This is a genomic window from Burkholderia seminalis DSM 23518, from assembly GCF_902832885.1.
Classification (GTDB): Bacteria; Pseudomonadota; Gammaproteobacteria; order Burkholderiales; family Burkholderiaceae; genus Burkholderia; species Burkholderia seminalis.
Genome location: NZ_CADFDK010000001.1, coordinates 816382 through 832272, shown reverse-complemented (window position 1 = coordinate 832272; position 15891 = coordinate 816382). Strand labels below are relative to the sequence as shown.

Here is a 15891-nt window from a genome sequence, read left to right as displayed (position 1 = left end):
GAATTTCGCAACATGGGGTACGACCATGGCACTCGGCAACGACGTTCATCTCATTCCCGTCCGGCTCGACGCGCTGCGTCCGACGCAGATGACGGTCGGGTATCGCGAGGTCAAGGCGAAGCGCAAGCACTGGAAGGGGCTCGACAAGCGTGCGCGCAAGGCGGCGATCGAATCGCACTGGTTCCCGGCCGTCCTCGGCCCGGACGGGCTGCACTACATCACCGATCACCACCATCTCGGCCTCGCGCTGATCGAGGAGGGCGAGTCGCGCGTGAACGCGATGCTGCTGAAGGATCTGTCGTGGCTCGACGACACGATCTTCTGGCGGATGATGGAGCACAATCAGTGGGTGCATCCGTTCGGCGCGGACGGATCGCGGCGCGACTATGCGCATCTGCCGAAGGCGTTGACGGGGCTCGAGGACGATCCGTACCGCAGCCTCGCGGGCGAACTGCGCACGGCGGGCGGTTATGCGAAGGACGCGACGCCGTTCAGCGAATTCCTGTGGGCCGATTACCTGCGCCAGCACGTGTCGCTCGACCAGATCCGCAAGAATTTTTCGAAGGCGCTCGATATCGCGCTGCATCGCGCGCACGAGCAGGATGCGCGCTACCTGCCCGGCTGGTCGGGCGTCATCGCCGTCAAACCCTGACCGGCGCACGGCGCCGACCGACTCATGACGACCGCCCCGATCCGCCCCGATGCCGGCCCGCAGCATGCGGACCATTTCGCCGCGCTCGATACGGCTTCGCCGCCGCCCAGGCGGCGCATCGGCCTCGATGCGCTGGCCGGCCTGTCGATCGCGGGGCTGCTGATTCCCGAAGCGGTCGCGTATGCGGGGCTGGCCAACCTGCCGCCGCAGGCCGGCCTGATCGCGCTGTTGTCGGGGCTCGTCGTCTATGCGCTCACGGGCAGCAGCCGCTTTGCGATCGTGTCGTCGACGTCGTCGTCGGCCGCGGTGCTCGCGGCAACCGTGCTCGCCGAATCGGGCATGGCGCTGGCCGCGCAACTCGCGCTCGCGGCGGCGCTCGTCGCGATGACGGGCATGCTGTTCATCCTCGCGGGCGCCGCGCGGCTCGGCGGCATGTCGGATTTCGTCGCGCGGCCCGTGCTGCGCGGCTTCACGTTCGGCCTCGCGCTGACGATCGTCATCAAGCAGTTGCCGAAGATCCTCGCGATCTCCGTGCAGCACAGCGATGCGCCGCACGTCGCGCTCGACCTGATCGCCGGCGCGCCGCACGCGAACCTCGCGAGCATGGTGCTCGGCGCGACCGCGCTGGCGCTGCTGTTCGTGCTCGGGCGCGGCGCGCGCGTGCCCGCGACGCTCGTCGTGATCGTGCTGTCGATCGCGGCAGGTTACGCGATCGACTGGCAACGGTACGGCATCGCGATCGTCGGCCAGATCGACTTCCGGCACCTCGAATTCGGCTTGCCGCGTCTCGACCGCAACGCGTGGATGCAGACGGTCGAACTCGCGTTCGCGCTGATGCTGATCCTGTACGCGGAGTCGTACGGATCGATCCGCAATTTCGCGCTCAAGCATGGCGATACCGTGTCGCCGAACCGCGATCTCGTCGCGCTCGGCTGCGCGAATCTCGTGTCGGGCCTGCTGCACGGCATGCCGGTCGGCGCCGGTTATTCGGCGACGTCGGCGAACGAGGCGGCTGGCGCGCAGTCGCGCTTTGCCGGCCTGTGGGCGGCCGGCGTGGTCGCGCTGATCGTCTGGCTGCTGCTGCCGCAGCTTGCCCGCACGCCGGAGCCCGTGCTCGCGGCGATCGTGATCTTCGCGGTCAGCCACTCGCTGCATCCGTCCGTCTTCCGGCCGTATTGGGCGTGGCATCGCGACCGGCTCGTCGTGATCGCCGCGTTGCTCGCGGTGCTCGTGCTCGGCGTGCTGCACGGCTTGCTCGCGGCCATCGGCGTGAGCCTGCTGCTGACGCTGCGCAAGCTGTCCGAGCCGAACGTGAGCGTGCTCGGCCGGCTACGCGACAGCCACGATTTCGTCGATGTCGCGAGCCACGCCGATGCGAAACCGGTGCCGGGCGTGCTGATCGTGCGGCCCGAGGCGCAACTGTTCTTCGCGAACGCGGACCGGATGCTCAATCGCGTGCGTGCGCTGATGAAGGCCACGCCGGATACGCATACCGTGATGCTGAGCCTCGAGGAGACGCCGGACGTCGACGGTACGACGATCGAATCGCTGCGCACCTTTGCGGCCGAATGCGCGGCGCGCGGGTTGCGGCTCGCGATCGTGCGGCTCAAGGTGCATGCGCTGCATGCGTTGCGCCGCGCGGCGGACGATACGCTTCACGGCGACGCGATGTCGGAGCTGAGCGTCGACGAAAGCCTGCAGCTGTTGCAGGCCGGCATGCCGCCGGACGGCGGCGACGGCGCGACTGCCGCATGACCGCCGGCCGTGTCGGTGCCGTCTATCGCGAAAGCGCGACGTCCGTCGTGCGATCGATCATGTCGGCCACTTCCCCGGCCGTCGGCGCATAGGCGCCTGCGTGCGCACAGGCGACCGCCGCGCATGCGGCCGCGTAGCGCAGATGGTCGGCGGCCGTTGCATCGGGGCGCGCAAGCTGGCTCGCGAGCCAGCCGCCGATGCTCGCATCGCCGCAGCCGACCGTATCGGCGACTTCGGCCGGGAATGCGGGCTGGAACAGCACGGTGTCGCGATGCAGGAGCTGCATGCCCGATGCGCCGCGCGTGACGAGCAGTGTCGCGTCGGGCGACCATGCGCGCAGTTGCGCGAGCGCGGCGGCTTCGTCGAGTTCGGGAAACAGCCCGCGCAGATCCTCGTCGGAAACCTTGATCCAGTCCGCGAGCGCGGACAGCCGGCGCAGCGTGTCGCGATACGACGGCGCGGCCATCGGTGCGCGGAAGTTCGGGTCGAACGAGATCCGCTTGCCGGCCGCACGCGCGGCCTGTGCGACCTCGATCAGGCGCGACGCGAGCGGTTCGCGCACGACGCCGAGCGAGCCGACGTGCACGATCTCGGCCGCGTCGAAGGCGCCGGCGGGCAGGTCCGCCGGATCGAATGCGAGATCGGCGCTGTTCTCGCCGATGAAGAAATAGTGGGGCGGCTGCTTCGACACGACCATCGCGAGCAGCGGTGCGCGGTCGACCTGCCGGATGAAGCGCATGTCGAGTCCGGCGTCGGCGCTCTTGCGCATCAGCTCGTCGCCGAAGGTGTCGCGGCTGACCGTGCCGGCGAAGGCCGTCGGCACGCCGAGTCGCGCGCCGACGCGCGCGACGTTCCAGCATGAGCCGCCGGCGACGCTGTGCCAGTGCTGCGCGTCGTCGCGGATGAAATCGGTCAGCGCTTCGCCGAATACGATCAGGCGAGGGAACGTGGTCGTCATGTCGAAACCTTGTGCCGTGGCGTTGCGCACGGCCGTACGGCGGTTGATCCGAAAGGGCGGGCAGCGCGGGCCGCCGCGCATGGCGACCCGGCCCGGCACTGCCCGGTTGCGCGGGCGGACGGCGGCGCGCTCAGCGCGGCGCGCTCCAGCCCTTGTAGGTCTTCACGTTGTCGCGCGTGATGAGCGTCGGCTCGATCAGGATCATCGGATTGGCCGGCTTCTGGCCGTTCATGATCCCGTAGCCGACGTTGACGGCCTGCTGCGCCATCGCCCACGGGTCCTGGCTCGACGATGCCTGCACGAGCGTGTTGGACTTGAGCGCGACCTCGATGTCGGGTGCGCCGTCGACCGACGTGATCACGATGCCCGGACGGTTCAGCTGCTTCGCGGCGAGGTCGCTGCCGATCGCCTGCGGGTCGTTGATCGTGAACACCGCGTCGAGCTTCGGAAAGCGCGTCAGGTAGCCTTGCATCGCGTTCATCCCGCCTTCGCGCGAGCCCTTGCCGTCCTGGTCGCTCGACAGCAGCTTGATGCCGGCGTTTTTCGCGAGCACGGCCTTGCAGCCGTTGACGCGATCGATCACGGCCGACACCTGCGGGCCGTTCTCGATGATCACGTTCCCCTTGCCGTTGAGCTTCTTCGCGATGTAGTCGCAGGCGAGCTCGCCTGCCTTCACGTTGTTGGTCTGCACGGTCGCGTTCGCGCCGGCTGCCGCGACGTCGACCGCGATGACCGTGATGCCGGCCGCCTGCGCCTTCTTCACCGCCGGCTCGATGGCTTTCGGATCGGTTGCGTTGAGCAGGATCATGTCGACGTGCGCGGAGATGAAGTTGTCGATCTGCGTGAACTGCTTGTTCAGGTCGTAGTCGGCCGACACGGCCGTCACCTTTGCGTTCGGGTTGAGCTGCTTCGCGCGTGCTTCGGCGCCCTTGACGATGGTGACGAAGTACGGGTTGCCGAGCGATCCGACCGTGACGCCGATCGATTTGAGCGGCTTGTCGGCCGCGTGTGCGGCGGAAGCGCCGAAGGCAAGCGCGCAGGCGACGGCGGTCAGGGCGGCGGTGTGCTTGAACATGTCGTGGTGTCTCCGAGAGGTTTGTTGGCGAACGGGCGCAGGCGGACCGGCCTGCGCCGCGAGGTTGAATCGACGGGATGCTGTCAGGTGCGCGCCGAGTCGCGCTGGCGATAGCGGTCGAGCGCGACGGCGCCGATGATCACGAGCCCCTTGATGATGTACTGCCAGATGTCCGATACGCCGAGCAGCACGAGCCCGTTCGTCAGGACGGCGATGATCAGCGCGCCGATCAGCGTGCCGACGATCGAGCCGACGCCGCCGACGAAGCTCGTGCCGCCGAGGATCACCGCGGCGATCGCGTCGAGTTCGTAGGACTGGCCGAGCTGCAGGCCGTTGGCCGCATAGAGCCGCGCGGCCGACATCACCGCGCCGAGGCCGGCGAGCAGCCCCGACGCCGCATACACGAACATCTGGATCGCCCGCACGTTGATGCCCGACAGGCGCGCGGCTTCCGGGTTGCCGCCGACCGAATAGATCCGCATGCCGAGCACCGTGCGGCGCAGGATGAACCACGAGATCGCGATCACCGCGCACGCGATCACGACGAGCCACGGCACGCCGAGGATCGTGCCGTTGCCGATGAACGCGAACGGCAGCTGCGGGTTGAAGACGGTCGTGTCGTTGCCGATCAGGCGCGCGACGCCGCGCACGGCCGTCATCGCGCCGAGCGTGACGATGAACGGCGGCAGGCGCAGGAACGAGATCAGCCCGCCGTTGATCGCGCCGAACACGAGGCCGACGACGAGTGCGAAAGGCACGCCGAGCCAGCCCCAGCCGGGGATCGTCGACGCGAGCAGCGCGGCGACGGCCGCGGCGGCGAGCACCGAGCCGACCGACAGGTCGATGCCGCCCGTCAGGATCACGAAGGTCATGCCGGCCGCGAGCACGATGTTGATCGACGCCTGCTGCGTGACGATCGACAGGTTCTGCAGCGTGAAGAAGCCGTCGGTCAGGAAGCCGAAGCCGATGCACAGAACCAGCAGCACCGGCAGCATGCCGGCCGTGCGGATCAGCGATTGCATGCGGGCGCGTTGATCGGCGCCGCGCAGCAGCGGCGTACGGTTGGGCACCGGATGGGCCGTCGCGGAAGCGAGGTTCCGCTGCTTGGTCGGATTGATCATGTCGGTAACCTGAAGGTAAGAGTGAAATGAAAGGGCGGGCTCAGTGCGCGTCGGCGAGTTCGGCCTGCGAGCCGGTGGCGAGCGCGATGATCGCTTCCTGCGTGATGGGCGTATGCGTGTGGCCGCCGAGTTCGCCGGCGATCTCGCCCTCGCGCATCACGAGCACGCGGTCGGCGACGCCGATGATTTCCGGCAGCTCGCTCGAGATCACGATCACGCCCACGCCGGCGCGGGCCAGTTCGTTGATGATCCGGTAGATCTCGGATTTCGCGCCGATGTCGACGCCCCGTGTCGGTTCGTCGAGGATCAGCACGCGCGGCTTCGTCTCGAGCAGCCGCGACAGCAGCACCTTCTGCTGGTTGCCGCCCGACAGCGCGCCAACGTTGACGTTCGCGTGCGGGACACGGATCGACAACGACGCGATCGCGTCGCGTGCGCGTTCGGCGCCGCGTGCGAGGTCGAGCGCGCCGAGCCGTGCGTCGCGGTTGCACACCGAAATGTTGATGTTGTCGCGCACGCTCATGTCGAGGAACAGGCCCTGGCGCTTGCGGTCCTCGGTCAGGTAGACGAGGCCCGCGTCGATCGCGTCGCGCGGCGAGTGCGCGCCGAACGTGCGTTCGCCCAGCTTCACGTCGCCGCGCACGCGTGGTTCGGCGCCGAAGATCAGCCGCGCGAGCTCGGTGCGGCCCGCGCCGACGAGGCCCGCGATGCCGAGCACTTCGCCGGCGTGCAGGTCGAGGCTGCAGCCGCGCACGCGCGTGTCGTCGGCGATGTCGCGGACCGACAGCAGCAGGTGGCCGGGGTCGTACGGCGCATGTTCCTTCTTGTAGAAGCCGGAGATGTCGCGGCCGACCATCATCGCGACGAGCCGCTCGGCCGACAGCGATGCGCGTTCGAGCGTGCCGACGTATGCGCCGTCGCGCAGCACCGACACGCGATCGGACAGTTCGTAGATCTCCGCCATCCGGTGGCTGATGTAGATGATCGCGAGGCCTTCCTCGCGCAACTGGCGGATCAGGCTGAACAGGTGTTCCGTTTCGCGCGACGACAGCGGCGTCGTCGGCTCGTCCATCACGAGGATGCGGGCACGCGTATGCACCGCACGCGCGATTTCGACGAGCTGCTGTTCGGCGATCGACAGCGTGTCGACGAGCGTGTCGGGGCCGAACGGCGCACCCAGGCGCGCGAGCACGTCCTGGCAGCCGCGCGCCATCGCCGCGCGGTCGATCGTGCCCCAGCGCCGGTTGCCGCGCCGCAGTTCGCGGCCGATGTAGATGTTTTCCGCGACGGTCAGGTTCGGTGACAGGCACAGCTCCTGGTAGATCACCGCGACACCCGCATCGCGTGCGGCGAGCGGGCCGTCGATCTCGATGCGTTCGCCGTCGATCAGGATTTCGCCGCCGGCGTCGGCGCGGTATGCGCCGGACAGGATCTTCATCAGCGTCGATTTGCCCGCGCCGTTCTCGCCCATCAGCGAGTGGATCTCGCCGGGATAGACGGTCAGGCTGACCTTGTCGAGCGCGCGTACGGCCGGGAACGTCTTGCTGATCCCGCGCATCTCGAGCAACGGACGGGGCGACTCAGAACGCGACATGGTGGACCTCCTGCGAGTCGGTGCGGGCGCCCTTGAGGATGCCGGCCCGCGGGGAGAAGTTGAAGAACATCGGCAGCGTGGCGGCGCCGATCGCGCCGGCGTCCGCGCCGAACGTGCCGCGCACGAGCGTCGGCGTGCCGCGTGCTTCGGGGGCGGTCGCGACCAGCGCCGAGCGCAGGCGCGTCGTGACTGCGTCGAGCAGGCCCGCGTCGGTGTCGGCGTCGAGTACGACGACCGGCGCGTCGACCACGCACAGCACCGCGCGCAACGCCGGTGCGAGCGCGTCGACGCAGTCGTCGATCCACTCGTCGACGGCCGGCAGGCCGCGGGCGATGCACGCTTCGAGATCGGCGCGGTTCTCGACCGTCTCGCCGTGATGGCGCAGGTGACGCACGAGCGCGTGCAGCGACGCGCGCGCGAGCAGGATGTCCCACGCGCCGCGCGGCGGCGGTGCGGAGGCGAGCCGGCTCGGCAGTACCGGAATCACGGCGATGTCGCCTGCATTGCCGGTCACGCCGCGCAGACAGTCGCCGTCGATCGCGATGCCGCCGCCGATCGCCGGCCCGATGAACAGGTAGACGAAGTCGTCGCACTGCCGGCCGTAGCCGTAGAACAGCTCGGCGATCGCGGCCGCGTTGCCGTCGTTTTCGCCGAACACGGGCAGCGCCAGCATGCGGCCGAGGTCGGCCGCGAAATCGACGTCTTCCCACGCACGGAACGTGTCGGGCGCGAGGCCGAGCTCGCGCATCCACGCGCCGAGGTTGTAGGGTTGCGCGACGCCGACGCCGGTCAGGCGCGCGCGTTCATGGTCGGGGAGCAGGGCCTGCATCGCGTCGATGTCGCGACGCACGATCTCGAGCACGTCGGCGGGGGGGCGGCAGCAGCGTGTCGTGCGAGCGGCGGCCGAGCACGTCGCCGGCGAAGTTGACCAGCGCGGTCTCGATGCGCATCCGGTCCAGATGGACGCCGATGCCGAACGCGCCGCGCGGGTCGAGACGGATCAACGAGGCCGGCTGGCCGCGCTGGCCCTCGGTGCGGCCCGCGAATTCGATCAGCTTCGAGTCGGCGAGCGATTCGATGATGCTGCCGACCGCCGTGCCCGTCATGTTCGCGAGACGGGCGAGGTCGGCCTTCGACGCGCTGCCCACGCGGCGCAGCGTCTTCAGCAGCAGGCGCTCGTTGTAACGGCGCACGTTGGCCGAGTTGCTTCCCTGGCCGATGTGCGGGCTTCTCATGGCGTCTCCTTCCATGTTGCACCGTGTGGCGGTGCATTAAATAAATCACGTTGATTTATTTAACCGCGTGCGCGCCGACATGTCAGCCTAGGGAAATCCCGGTCGGGGCGTCGGCACGGGGAATCGGGGATGGATCGTGAATGCCGTCGAATCGGGAAATTTGGAATTCGTCTGATGGACCGGGATGCGGCTGCGCGTCACGATTGCTCGCGGGATGGCGGGTCGCCGCCATCCGCGCGAGGCGAAGCCCGACGGTGCCTGCTGGCACGGTCCGGTATCGTTCATTGGACATCCGGCACGGCGCGATCGGGAGGGCGCCGTGCCTTTTCCGGGAGAAACCCATGCAACCTGCGACGCGGCTTTCGGAGTCGCTGCTTGATCCTTATTCCGGCAGCGAGCCGCTGCCGCTTTACACGACGACGGTGGTCGTAACCGGCGGCGAGGCGGCGCACGGCCGATCGTCCGGGCACGCACGCGCGGCAACCGGCGAACTCGATCTGTCGTTGCGTTTGCCGGTAGAGTTGGGCGGTGTGGGTGGCGGGACGAATCCGGAGCAGTTGTTTGCCGCTGGGTGTGCCGCATGTTTTCACGGCGCGCTGACGCTGGTCGCGATGAAGCGCAGGGTTCGCTTGCCGGCGGACCTCGCCGTCTCGGCCCGCGTGACGTTTCAGCGCGATCCGTCGGACGGCTTGTTCGAACTGGAACTGGATGTCGAGGTCGGCATGCCGGGCGTCGATCCCGATGACGCGCGTGCGCTGGTCGCGGAAACCGAAGCGATATGTCCGTATGCGAAGATGGTGAGAGGCGGCATCCGGCACGCGGTGCGTGTGATCGGGGCGAGGTAAGTCGCGATTCCGGAGCTTGGAATGAAAAAAGGCCGGCTGGAAGCCGACCTTTTTATAAATCAAGTGGTGCCCAGGAGAGGACTCGGTCACACGGGCGCGACCCCGGCTGCGCTTGCAAGCGCAGCCCTTCGAGTCCTCGCGCAAAGCGCGCAGGCGCTTTGCTTCCTGGGCTGAAAATGAAAAAGGCCGGCTAGAAGCCGACCTTTTTTATAAATCAAGTGGTGCCCAGGAGAGGACTCGAACCTCCACGATGTTGCCACCGCTAGGACCTGAACCTAGTGCGTCTACCAATTCCGCCACCTGGGCACGTTTCGCTTTTTGTTGCGAAGCGAAGACCGCAATTATAGCGTGGCCGGAATCGTTGTCAACAGTTTCCTGCAAAGTATCTTCATTGGCACGATCCGGCAGCGCGTGACGATGGCTCGCACGTTGTTTCGTCCACGGAAGAGGGGGCAACCATACACATGAACCAAGAGGCCCGAGCCGGCATTTTATGTTACTGTCTCGGTAACGTTTTTTGTCCCTGCCAACAAGGAGTGCTTCATGTCTGAAATCGCAGTCGTTTTTCATAGCGGTTATGGCCACGCGGCCGTCATTGCGGACGCGGTCGCGCGCGGTGTCGAGAAAGTCGACGGTGCATCGGTCAAGCTGATTCCGGTCGATACGATCGATGAACACTGGGCGTATCTGGAGCGTGATGCCGATGCGATCATCTTCGGTTCGCCGACTTACATGGGCAGCGCATCCGCCCAGTTCAAGGGCTTCATGGATGCGTCGTCGAAGTATTGGGGAAAGTGGCGGGACAAGCTGGCGGCCGGGTTCACGGTGTCGGCTTCGCAAAGCGGCGACAAGCTGTCGACGTTGCAGCAGCTCGCCGTGTTTGCGGCCCAGCATCAGATGCTGTGGGTCAGCCTCGGCCTGATGCCCGGCAACAATAGCAGCACGGGGTCCGTCAACGATCTGAACCGGCTCGGCTCGTTTCTCGGCGCGATGGCGCAGGCGAATGCGGACCAGAGCGGCGACGCGATTCTCGAGAGTGACCGCAAGACGGCTGAAGTGCTGGGCGAGCGCGTTGCGATTGCGGCGAAGCGCTGGAGCGGTGCCTGATCTGCGTCGAACGCCTGAGATTGCCGCGGCCGGTGTGCGCGACGCCGGCTGCGCTTGCAAGCGCAGCTCTTCGAGTCCTCGCGCAAAGCGCGCAGGCGCTTTGCTTCCTGGGCTGAAAATGAAAAAGGCCGGCTAGAAGCCGACCTTTTTTATAAATCAAGTGGTGCCCAGGAGAGGACTCGAACCTCCACGATGTTGCCACCGCTAGGACCTGAACCTAGTGCGTCTACCAATTCCGCCACCTGGGCACGTTTCGCTTGCTGCAGTGCGAAGACCGCTATTCTAGCGTGTGGCCGGAGTCTGTCAACAGAATTTCATCCGAAGTGATAAAAATATTTGCGCTTGCGCGGCAGGGCTTCACGCGCCGACCGGCTCCGCACGCTTTGCCGCGAAATTCCAGCGCAACGCCTGTTCCGTATCGACGCGGGCGGGCAGCAGTCCCGCCGCGAGGAAGGTGTCGGCGATCTTCTGTTGTTCGCTGAAGTTTTGCGCGACCACGGTGCGGACGAGATAGCTGCGCCGCGCGTTTGCGCGCGCGATCGTTGCCGCGTCGAGCCCCCAGATCGGCGCGAGTGTGTTCGCGGCGTCCTGCGGGTGGTCACGCAGCCACGTGCCGGCCTGCGACAGTTGGTCGAACAGGACCTGGACGACGTCGGGTCGCGCGGTCGCGAAACTGCTCGAGGCGAGGTAGTAGCGCTGGTACGATGCGAGCCCCTCGCCGTCGGCGAGAATCCGCACGTCGGGATTCCGGTCGACCGATGCGACATAGGGATCCCACGTGATCCATGCATCCACGCTGCCGCGCTCGAACGCCGCGCGCCCATCCGCAGGCGTCAGGTAGTGGATCGCTGTATCGGCGGGCGCGAGCTTCGCGCGTGCGAGCGCCGCGAGCAGCAGGTAGTGGCTGCCGGCCGCCTTCGTGACCGCGATGCGTTTGCCCTTGAGATCGGCGAGCGTGTGCAGCGCGCTGTCCTGCTTCACGACGATCGCCTGCGCTTTCGGCGAAGGTGCTTCCTGCGCGACGTACACGAAACGCGCATGGGCTGCCTGCGCGAAGACCGGAACCGTGTCGGCCACGTCGGCGCTGAAATCGACGGCGCCGACGTTGAGCGCTTCGGTCAGCGGCAATCCGCTCGCGAATTCATGCCACGACACGCGCAGGCCGAGCGGTGTCAGCGCCTGCTCGAGCGTGCCGCGTGTCTTCAGTAACGTGATGAGCGTCGAAGATTTCTGGTAGCCGATGCGCAGCGTCGCGGGCGTGTTCTCGGCGCGGGCCCTGACGCCCGCGACAGTGAGGCCGGCGGCCAGCATCGCGCGCGCGAATGCGCGGCGGTTCATCGACGTCATGAATCGTGCTCCTCGTTGGATGCATTGAAAGCAAGGCGGCTAACGTAGCAACGGGGAGGGCGATTGATAAGCGATAAATTCTGCTATCGATCGGAATGGCCGACATAAGGGCCGACGGCAGTCGCCGCGATGCGGGTGCCGAAATGAAAAAAGGCCGGCAGAAGCCGACCTTTTCTATAAATCAAGTGGTGCCCAGGAGAGGACTCGGTTACACGGGCGCGACCCCGGCTGCGCTTGCAAGCGCAGCCCTTCGAGTCCTCGCGCAAAGCGCGCAGGCGCTTTGCTTCCTGGGCTGAAAATGAAAAAGGCCGGCAGAAGCCGACCTTTTTTATAAATCAAGTGGTGCCCAGGAGAGGACTCGGTCACACGGGCGCGACCCCGGCTGCGCTTGCAAGCGCAGCCCTTCGAGTCCTCGCGCAAAGCGCGCAGGCGCTTTGCTTCCTGGGCTGAAAATGAAAAAGGCCGGCTAGAAGCCGACCTTTTTTATAAATCAAGTGGTGCCCAGGAGAGGACTCGAACCTCCACGATGTTGCCACCGCTAGGACCTGAACCTAGTGCGTCTACCAATTCCGCCACCTGGGCACGTTTTGCAGTGAGCTGCTTGCTGCAAAGAAGCAAAATTATAGCGCCCCAATTATTCGTGTCAACACTTTTTTGCGATGCATCGCAAACCGGCTGCTGTCGCGCCCGCTCGCGGCATTCCCGTCATTTGGCGACTCAGGCGGGTGATAGAATGACCCGCCGCCGTCAATATAGAACTGTCTGACGGACACCTCTATGTTGATGCCGTGCACCATCAGTCAACGCAACGAGAACAATCATCGACAAACCCTTGAGCAAATATCCGTACCCCATTCCGAGCCGTGAAGAAATTCTCGGCGTGCTGCGTACGAGCGACGCGCCGCTGGCTGCCAACGACATCGCCGAGGCCCTGTCGATCAAGCGTCAGGAGCGCGAGGGGTTCTTCCGGCGTGTCGCCGCGATGGAGCGCGACGGCCAGATCCGCCTCGACAAGCGCGGCCATTACCAGTTGACCCATCCGTCGAACTTCGTCGCCGGGCGCGTGCAGGGGCATCGCGACGGCTACGGGTTCGTGATCCGCGACGACGGCCAGGACGATCTGTTCCTGCCGAACGGCGAAATGCAGAAGGTGATGCACAACGACCGCGTCCTCGCGCGGATCGTCGGCTACGATCGCCGCGGCCGCCCGGAAGGGCATGTCGTCGAAGTCACCGAACGCGCGAACAAGCGCGTGATCGGCCGCCTGCTCAACGAGAACGGTGCGCTGATCGTCGCGCCGGAAGACAAGCGCATCGGCCACGACATCCTGATCACGCAGAACGTGAAGAAGGCGAAGGTCGGGCAGGTCGTCGTCGTCGAGCTGACCGATTTCCCGAGCCGTCATTCGCAGCCGCTCGGCCGTGTCGTCGAAGTGCTCGGCGACATCGACGATCCGGGCATGGAAATCGAAATCGCGGTGCGCAAGTACGGCGTGCCGCACGAATTCAGCCAGCCGGCGCTCGACGAAGCCGCCGGGTTGCCGGACAAGGTCCGGCCGGGCGACCTGCGTTTCCGCGTCGATCTGCGCGACGTGCCGCTCGTGACGATCGACGGCGAGGACGCCCGCGACTTCGACGACGCCGTGTACTGCGAGCCGGTCAAGGTCGGCCGTGGCGACGGCTTCCGGCTGATCGTCGCGATCGCCGACGTGTCGCACTACGTCCAGCCGGGCACGGGCCTCGACGCCGATGCGCTCGAACGCAGCACCTCGGTCTATTTCCCGCGCCGCGTGATCCCGATGCTGCCGGAGAAGCTGTCGAACGGCCTGTGCTCGCTGAATCCGCACGTCGACCGCTGCGTGCTCGCGTGCGACATGGTGATCACCGCGCGCGGCGAGATCAAGGCCTACCAGTTCTATCCGGCCGTGATCCATTCGGCTGCACGCCTCACGTACACCGAGGTCGCGGCCGTGCTGTCGAACACGAAGGGGCCGGAGGCCGCGCGCCGCGCCGACCTGTTGCCGCACCTGCAGGATCTGTACGGCGTCTACAAGTCGCTGTTCGCCGCACGCCAGAAACGCGGTGCGATCGACTTCGATACGACCGAGACCTACATCGTCTGCAACTCGCAGGGCAAGATCGAGCAGATCGTGCCGCGCCAGCGCAACGACGCACACAAGCTGATCGAGGAATGCATGCTGGCCGCGAACGTCTGTGCGGCCGACTTCCTGAAGCGCAACAAGCATCCGGGCCTGTACCGCGTGCACGCGGGGCCGACGCCGGAGAAGCTCGAGAACCTGCGTGCCTTCCTGCGCGGCATGGGCCTGTCGCTCGGTGGCGGCGACAAGCCGCATGCGAGCGACTACGCGGCACTGATGGCGCAGATCCGCGACCGGCCCGATGCGCAGATGCTGCAGCCGATGCTGCTGCGCTCGATGCAACAGGCCGTCTACAGCCCGGACAACATCGGCCACTTCGGCCTCGCCTACGACGCGTACGCGCACTTCACGAGCCCGATCCGCCGTTATCCGGACTTGCTCACGCACCGTGCGATCTACGCGATCCTGTCGGGCAAGAAGTACGTGCCGAAGGCGCCGGACGGCTTCGAGCTGAACACCGCGCTGTCGCCGCGCGCGCGCGCCATGCAGCAGGCCGACGACGAATCGCGCGGCCGCTCGCGCTCGAACACGGCGATCTGGGAAGAACTCGGCCTGCACTGCTCGGCGAACGAACGTCGTGCGGACGAAGCGTCGCGCGACGTCGAGGCATGGCTCAAGTGCTACTTCATGCGCGACAAGCTCGGCGAGGAGTACGGCGGGATGGTGAACGGCGTCACGTCGTTCGGCATCTTCGTGCAGCTCGACACGCTGTTCATCGAAGGGCTCGTGCACGTCACGGAACTCGGCTCGGACTACTTCCAGTACGACGAGATCAAGAACGAACTGCGCGGCGAGCGGACGGGCATCCGCTATCGCCTGTCGGATCGCGTGCGCGTCCAGGTGAGCCGCGTCGATCTCGACGCGCGCAAGATCGACTTCCGCCTCGTGCGCGATACGCCGGTGAAGGCGCCGCGTCCGTCGCCCGCGCCGGCTGCCGCCGGTGCCGATCGCAACGGCAACGGTCCGCGCGTGCGCGTGCTGCCGCCGTCGGAAGAGTCGGCGCCGCGTCGCAAGCAGGCCGCGAGCGCGCCGAGCGTCGCGGTGAAGGACGCGCGTGCCGCGCGCGCCGCCGCGAAGAAGAAGGGCGGTGGCGGGAGCGGTGCGCCCGCGAAGCCGACCGCGAAGAAGACTCGCGCCCGCAAGAAGTATTGAGCGTTCGGGGCGTCGCAAGCGCACGCTCCGCAGTATCGAGAGACGCCGCGTCACCGGTCATCGGCCGGCAACGCGGCGCTTTCCTTTTCCATGGATCGCGGCTGCGCGTGTCGCGCGGCCGCACGTTTGATCGAAGGTTGTTCCAGTCATGTCACGTCTGAAGGTTCTTTACGGTTTTCATGCGGTGACCGCACGTTTGCGGCACGATGCATCGACGGTTGCGGAGGTGCTGTACGACCAGACGCGCCGCGACCGCCGCATGCAGGACTTCCTGCACGCCGCGAAGGAAGCGGGCGTGCGATTGATTGCAGCCGACGAAACGCGCCTGTGGGGCCTCGCGCACACCGAGCGCCACCAGGGCGTTGTCGCGCGGGTCGAGGACATGCCGCTTGCGCAGAACCTGTCGGAGCTGCTCGACGGCATCCAGGGTCCCGCGCTGCTGCTCGTGCTCGACGGCGTCACCGATCCGCACAACCTCGGCGCGTGCCTGCGTGTCGCCGATTCGGCCGGCGCGCATGCGGTGATCGCCCCGCGCGACCGCGCAGTCGGCCTGAACGCGACGGCGGCCAAGGTGGCGAGCGGCGCGGCCGACACGGTGCCGTACATCACGGTGACGAACCTCGCCCGCGCGCTGCGCGAGCTGAAGGAAGCCGGCGTGTGGGTCATCGGCACGTCGGACGAGGCGCCGGCGACGCTCTACGAGACCAAGCTCGACGGCCCCGTCGCGCTCGTGATGGGCGCCGAAGGCGAAGGCATGCGCCGGCTTACGCGCGACACCTGCGACGAAGTGATGAGCATCCCGATGGCCGGCAGCGTGGAAAGCCTGAACGTGTCGGTCGCGAGCGGCGTGTGCCTGTACGAGGCCGTGCGCCAGCGGCGCGCGAAGGGCTGA

At 66.9% G+C, this 15891-nt stretch carries 11 protein-coding genes, 3 tRNA genes and 1 pseudogene; 6 read left to right on the top strand and 9 right to left on the bottom strand.

From position 1 onward, the window contains the following. Positions 1 to 25: 25 nt before the first annotated feature. Both HWX00_RS03940 and HWX00_RS03935 read left to right on the top strand, forming a co-directional pair. Positions 26 to 652, top strand: coding sequence for a ParB-like protein (locus HWX00_RS03940; protein ID WP_034190110.1), 627 nt, complete (start codon positions 26 to 28; stop codon positions 650 to 652). A 24-nt stretch (positions 653 to 676) separates the two neighbouring features. Further along, entirely contained in the window at positions 677 to 2407 is a 1731-nt protein-coding gene (locus HWX00_RS03935) for a SulP family inorganic anion transporter (RefSeq protein WP_175026990.1), read from the top strand. 22 nt (positions 2408 to 2429) lie between these two features. On the opposite strand, the gene HWX00_RS03930 is transcribed toward HWX00_RS03935, so the two are convergent. From HWX00_RS03930 to HWX00_RS03910, 5 genes and pseudogenes are all read right to left on the bottom strand, one after another. Further along, the gene (locus HWX00_RS03930) at positions 2430 to 3365 is read right to left on the bottom strand and encodes a carbohydrate kinase family protein (protein WP_059557869.1); all 936 of its coding nucleotides are present in this window, start codon (positions 3363 to 3365) and stop codon (positions 2430 to 2432) included. Between the two features lie 130 nt (positions 3366 to 3495). Then, positions 3496 to 4440: an ABC transporter substrate-binding protein gene (locus HWX00_RS03925; RefSeq protein ID WP_034190108.1), complete on the bottom strand. Its 945-nt coding sequence runs from the start codon at positions 4438 to 4440 to the stop codon at positions 3496 to 3498. 83 nt (positions 4441 to 4523) lie between these two features. After that, on the bottom strand, positions 4524 to 5561 hold the full coding sequence (locus HWX00_RS03920; protein ID WP_034190107.1) for an ABC transporter permease subunit: 1038 nt from the start codon (positions 5559 to 5561) through the stop codon (positions 4524 to 4526). A gap of 40 nt (positions 5562 to 5601) precedes the next feature. Beyond that, positions 5602 to 7155, bottom strand: a complete 1554-nt coding sequence (locus HWX00_RS03915) for a sugar ABC transporter ATP-binding protein (protein WP_034190106.1) — start codon at positions 7153 to 7155, stop codon at positions 5602 to 5604. Then, positions 7142 to 8390, bottom strand: a pseudogene (locus tag HWX00_RS03910) (ROK family protein). Before HWX00_RS03910 ends, HWX00_RS03915 begins: the two are co-directional and overlap by 14 nt. Before the next feature lie 341 nt (positions 8391 to 8731). Between HWX00_RS03910 and HWX00_RS03905 the strand changes: the two are divergent. Continuing rightward, entirely contained in the window at positions 8732 to 9235 is a 504-nt protein-coding gene (locus HWX00_RS03905) for an Ohr family peroxiredoxin (protein WP_175026989.1), read from the top strand. 219 nt (positions 9236 to 9454) lie between these two features. Here the strand turns inward: HWX00_RS03905 and HWX00_RS03900 are convergent. Next, positions 9455 to 9541 (bottom strand) — tRNA-Leu (locus HWX00_RS03900). Positions 9542 to 9778: 237 nt separating this feature from the next. Between HWX00_RS03900 and HWX00_RS03895 the strand changes: the two genes are divergently transcribed. Further along, positions 9779 to 10342, top strand: a complete 564-nt coding sequence (locus tag HWX00_RS03895; protein WP_049033213.1) for a flavodoxin family protein — start codon at positions 9779 to 9781, stop codon at positions 10340 to 10342. A 161-nt stretch (positions 10343 to 10503) separates the two neighbouring features. On the opposite strand, the gene HWX00_RS03890 is transcribed toward HWX00_RS03895, so the two are convergent. The 3 genes from HWX00_RS03890 to HWX00_RS03880 form a co-directional block, all read right to left on the bottom strand. Beyond that, positions 10504 to 10590: transfer RNA gene (locus tag HWX00_RS03890), tRNA-Leu, on the bottom strand. Between the two features lie 109 nt (positions 10591 to 10699). Continuing rightward, the gene (locus HWX00_RS03885) at positions 10700 to 11689 is read right to left on the bottom strand and encodes an aliphatic sulfonate ABC transporter substrate-binding protein (RefSeq protein ID WP_175026988.1); all 990 of its coding nucleotides are present in this window, start codon (positions 11687 to 11689) and stop codon (positions 10700 to 10702) included. A 495-nt stretch (positions 11690 to 12184) separates the two neighbouring features. Further along, positions 12185 to 12271 (bottom strand) — tRNA-Leu (locus tag HWX00_RS03880). A gap of 250 nt (positions 12272 to 12521) precedes the next feature. On the opposite strand from HWX00_RS03880, the gene rnr reads away from it, so the two are divergent. Both rnr and rlmB read left to right on the top strand, forming a co-directional pair. Beyond that, a complete protein-coding gene (gene rnr / locus HWX00_RS03875; RefSeq protein ID WP_175026987.1) occupies positions 12522 to 14999 on the top strand; it encodes a ribonuclease R in 2478 nt (825 codons plus the stop codon). A 148-nt stretch (positions 15000 to 15147) separates the two neighbouring features. Continuing rightward, positions 15148 to 15891, top strand: a complete 744-nt coding sequence (gene rlmB / locus HWX00_RS03870; protein WP_059557800.1) for a 23S rRNA (guanosine(2251)-2'-O)-methyltransferase RlmB — start codon at positions 15148 to 15150, stop codon at positions 15889 to 15891.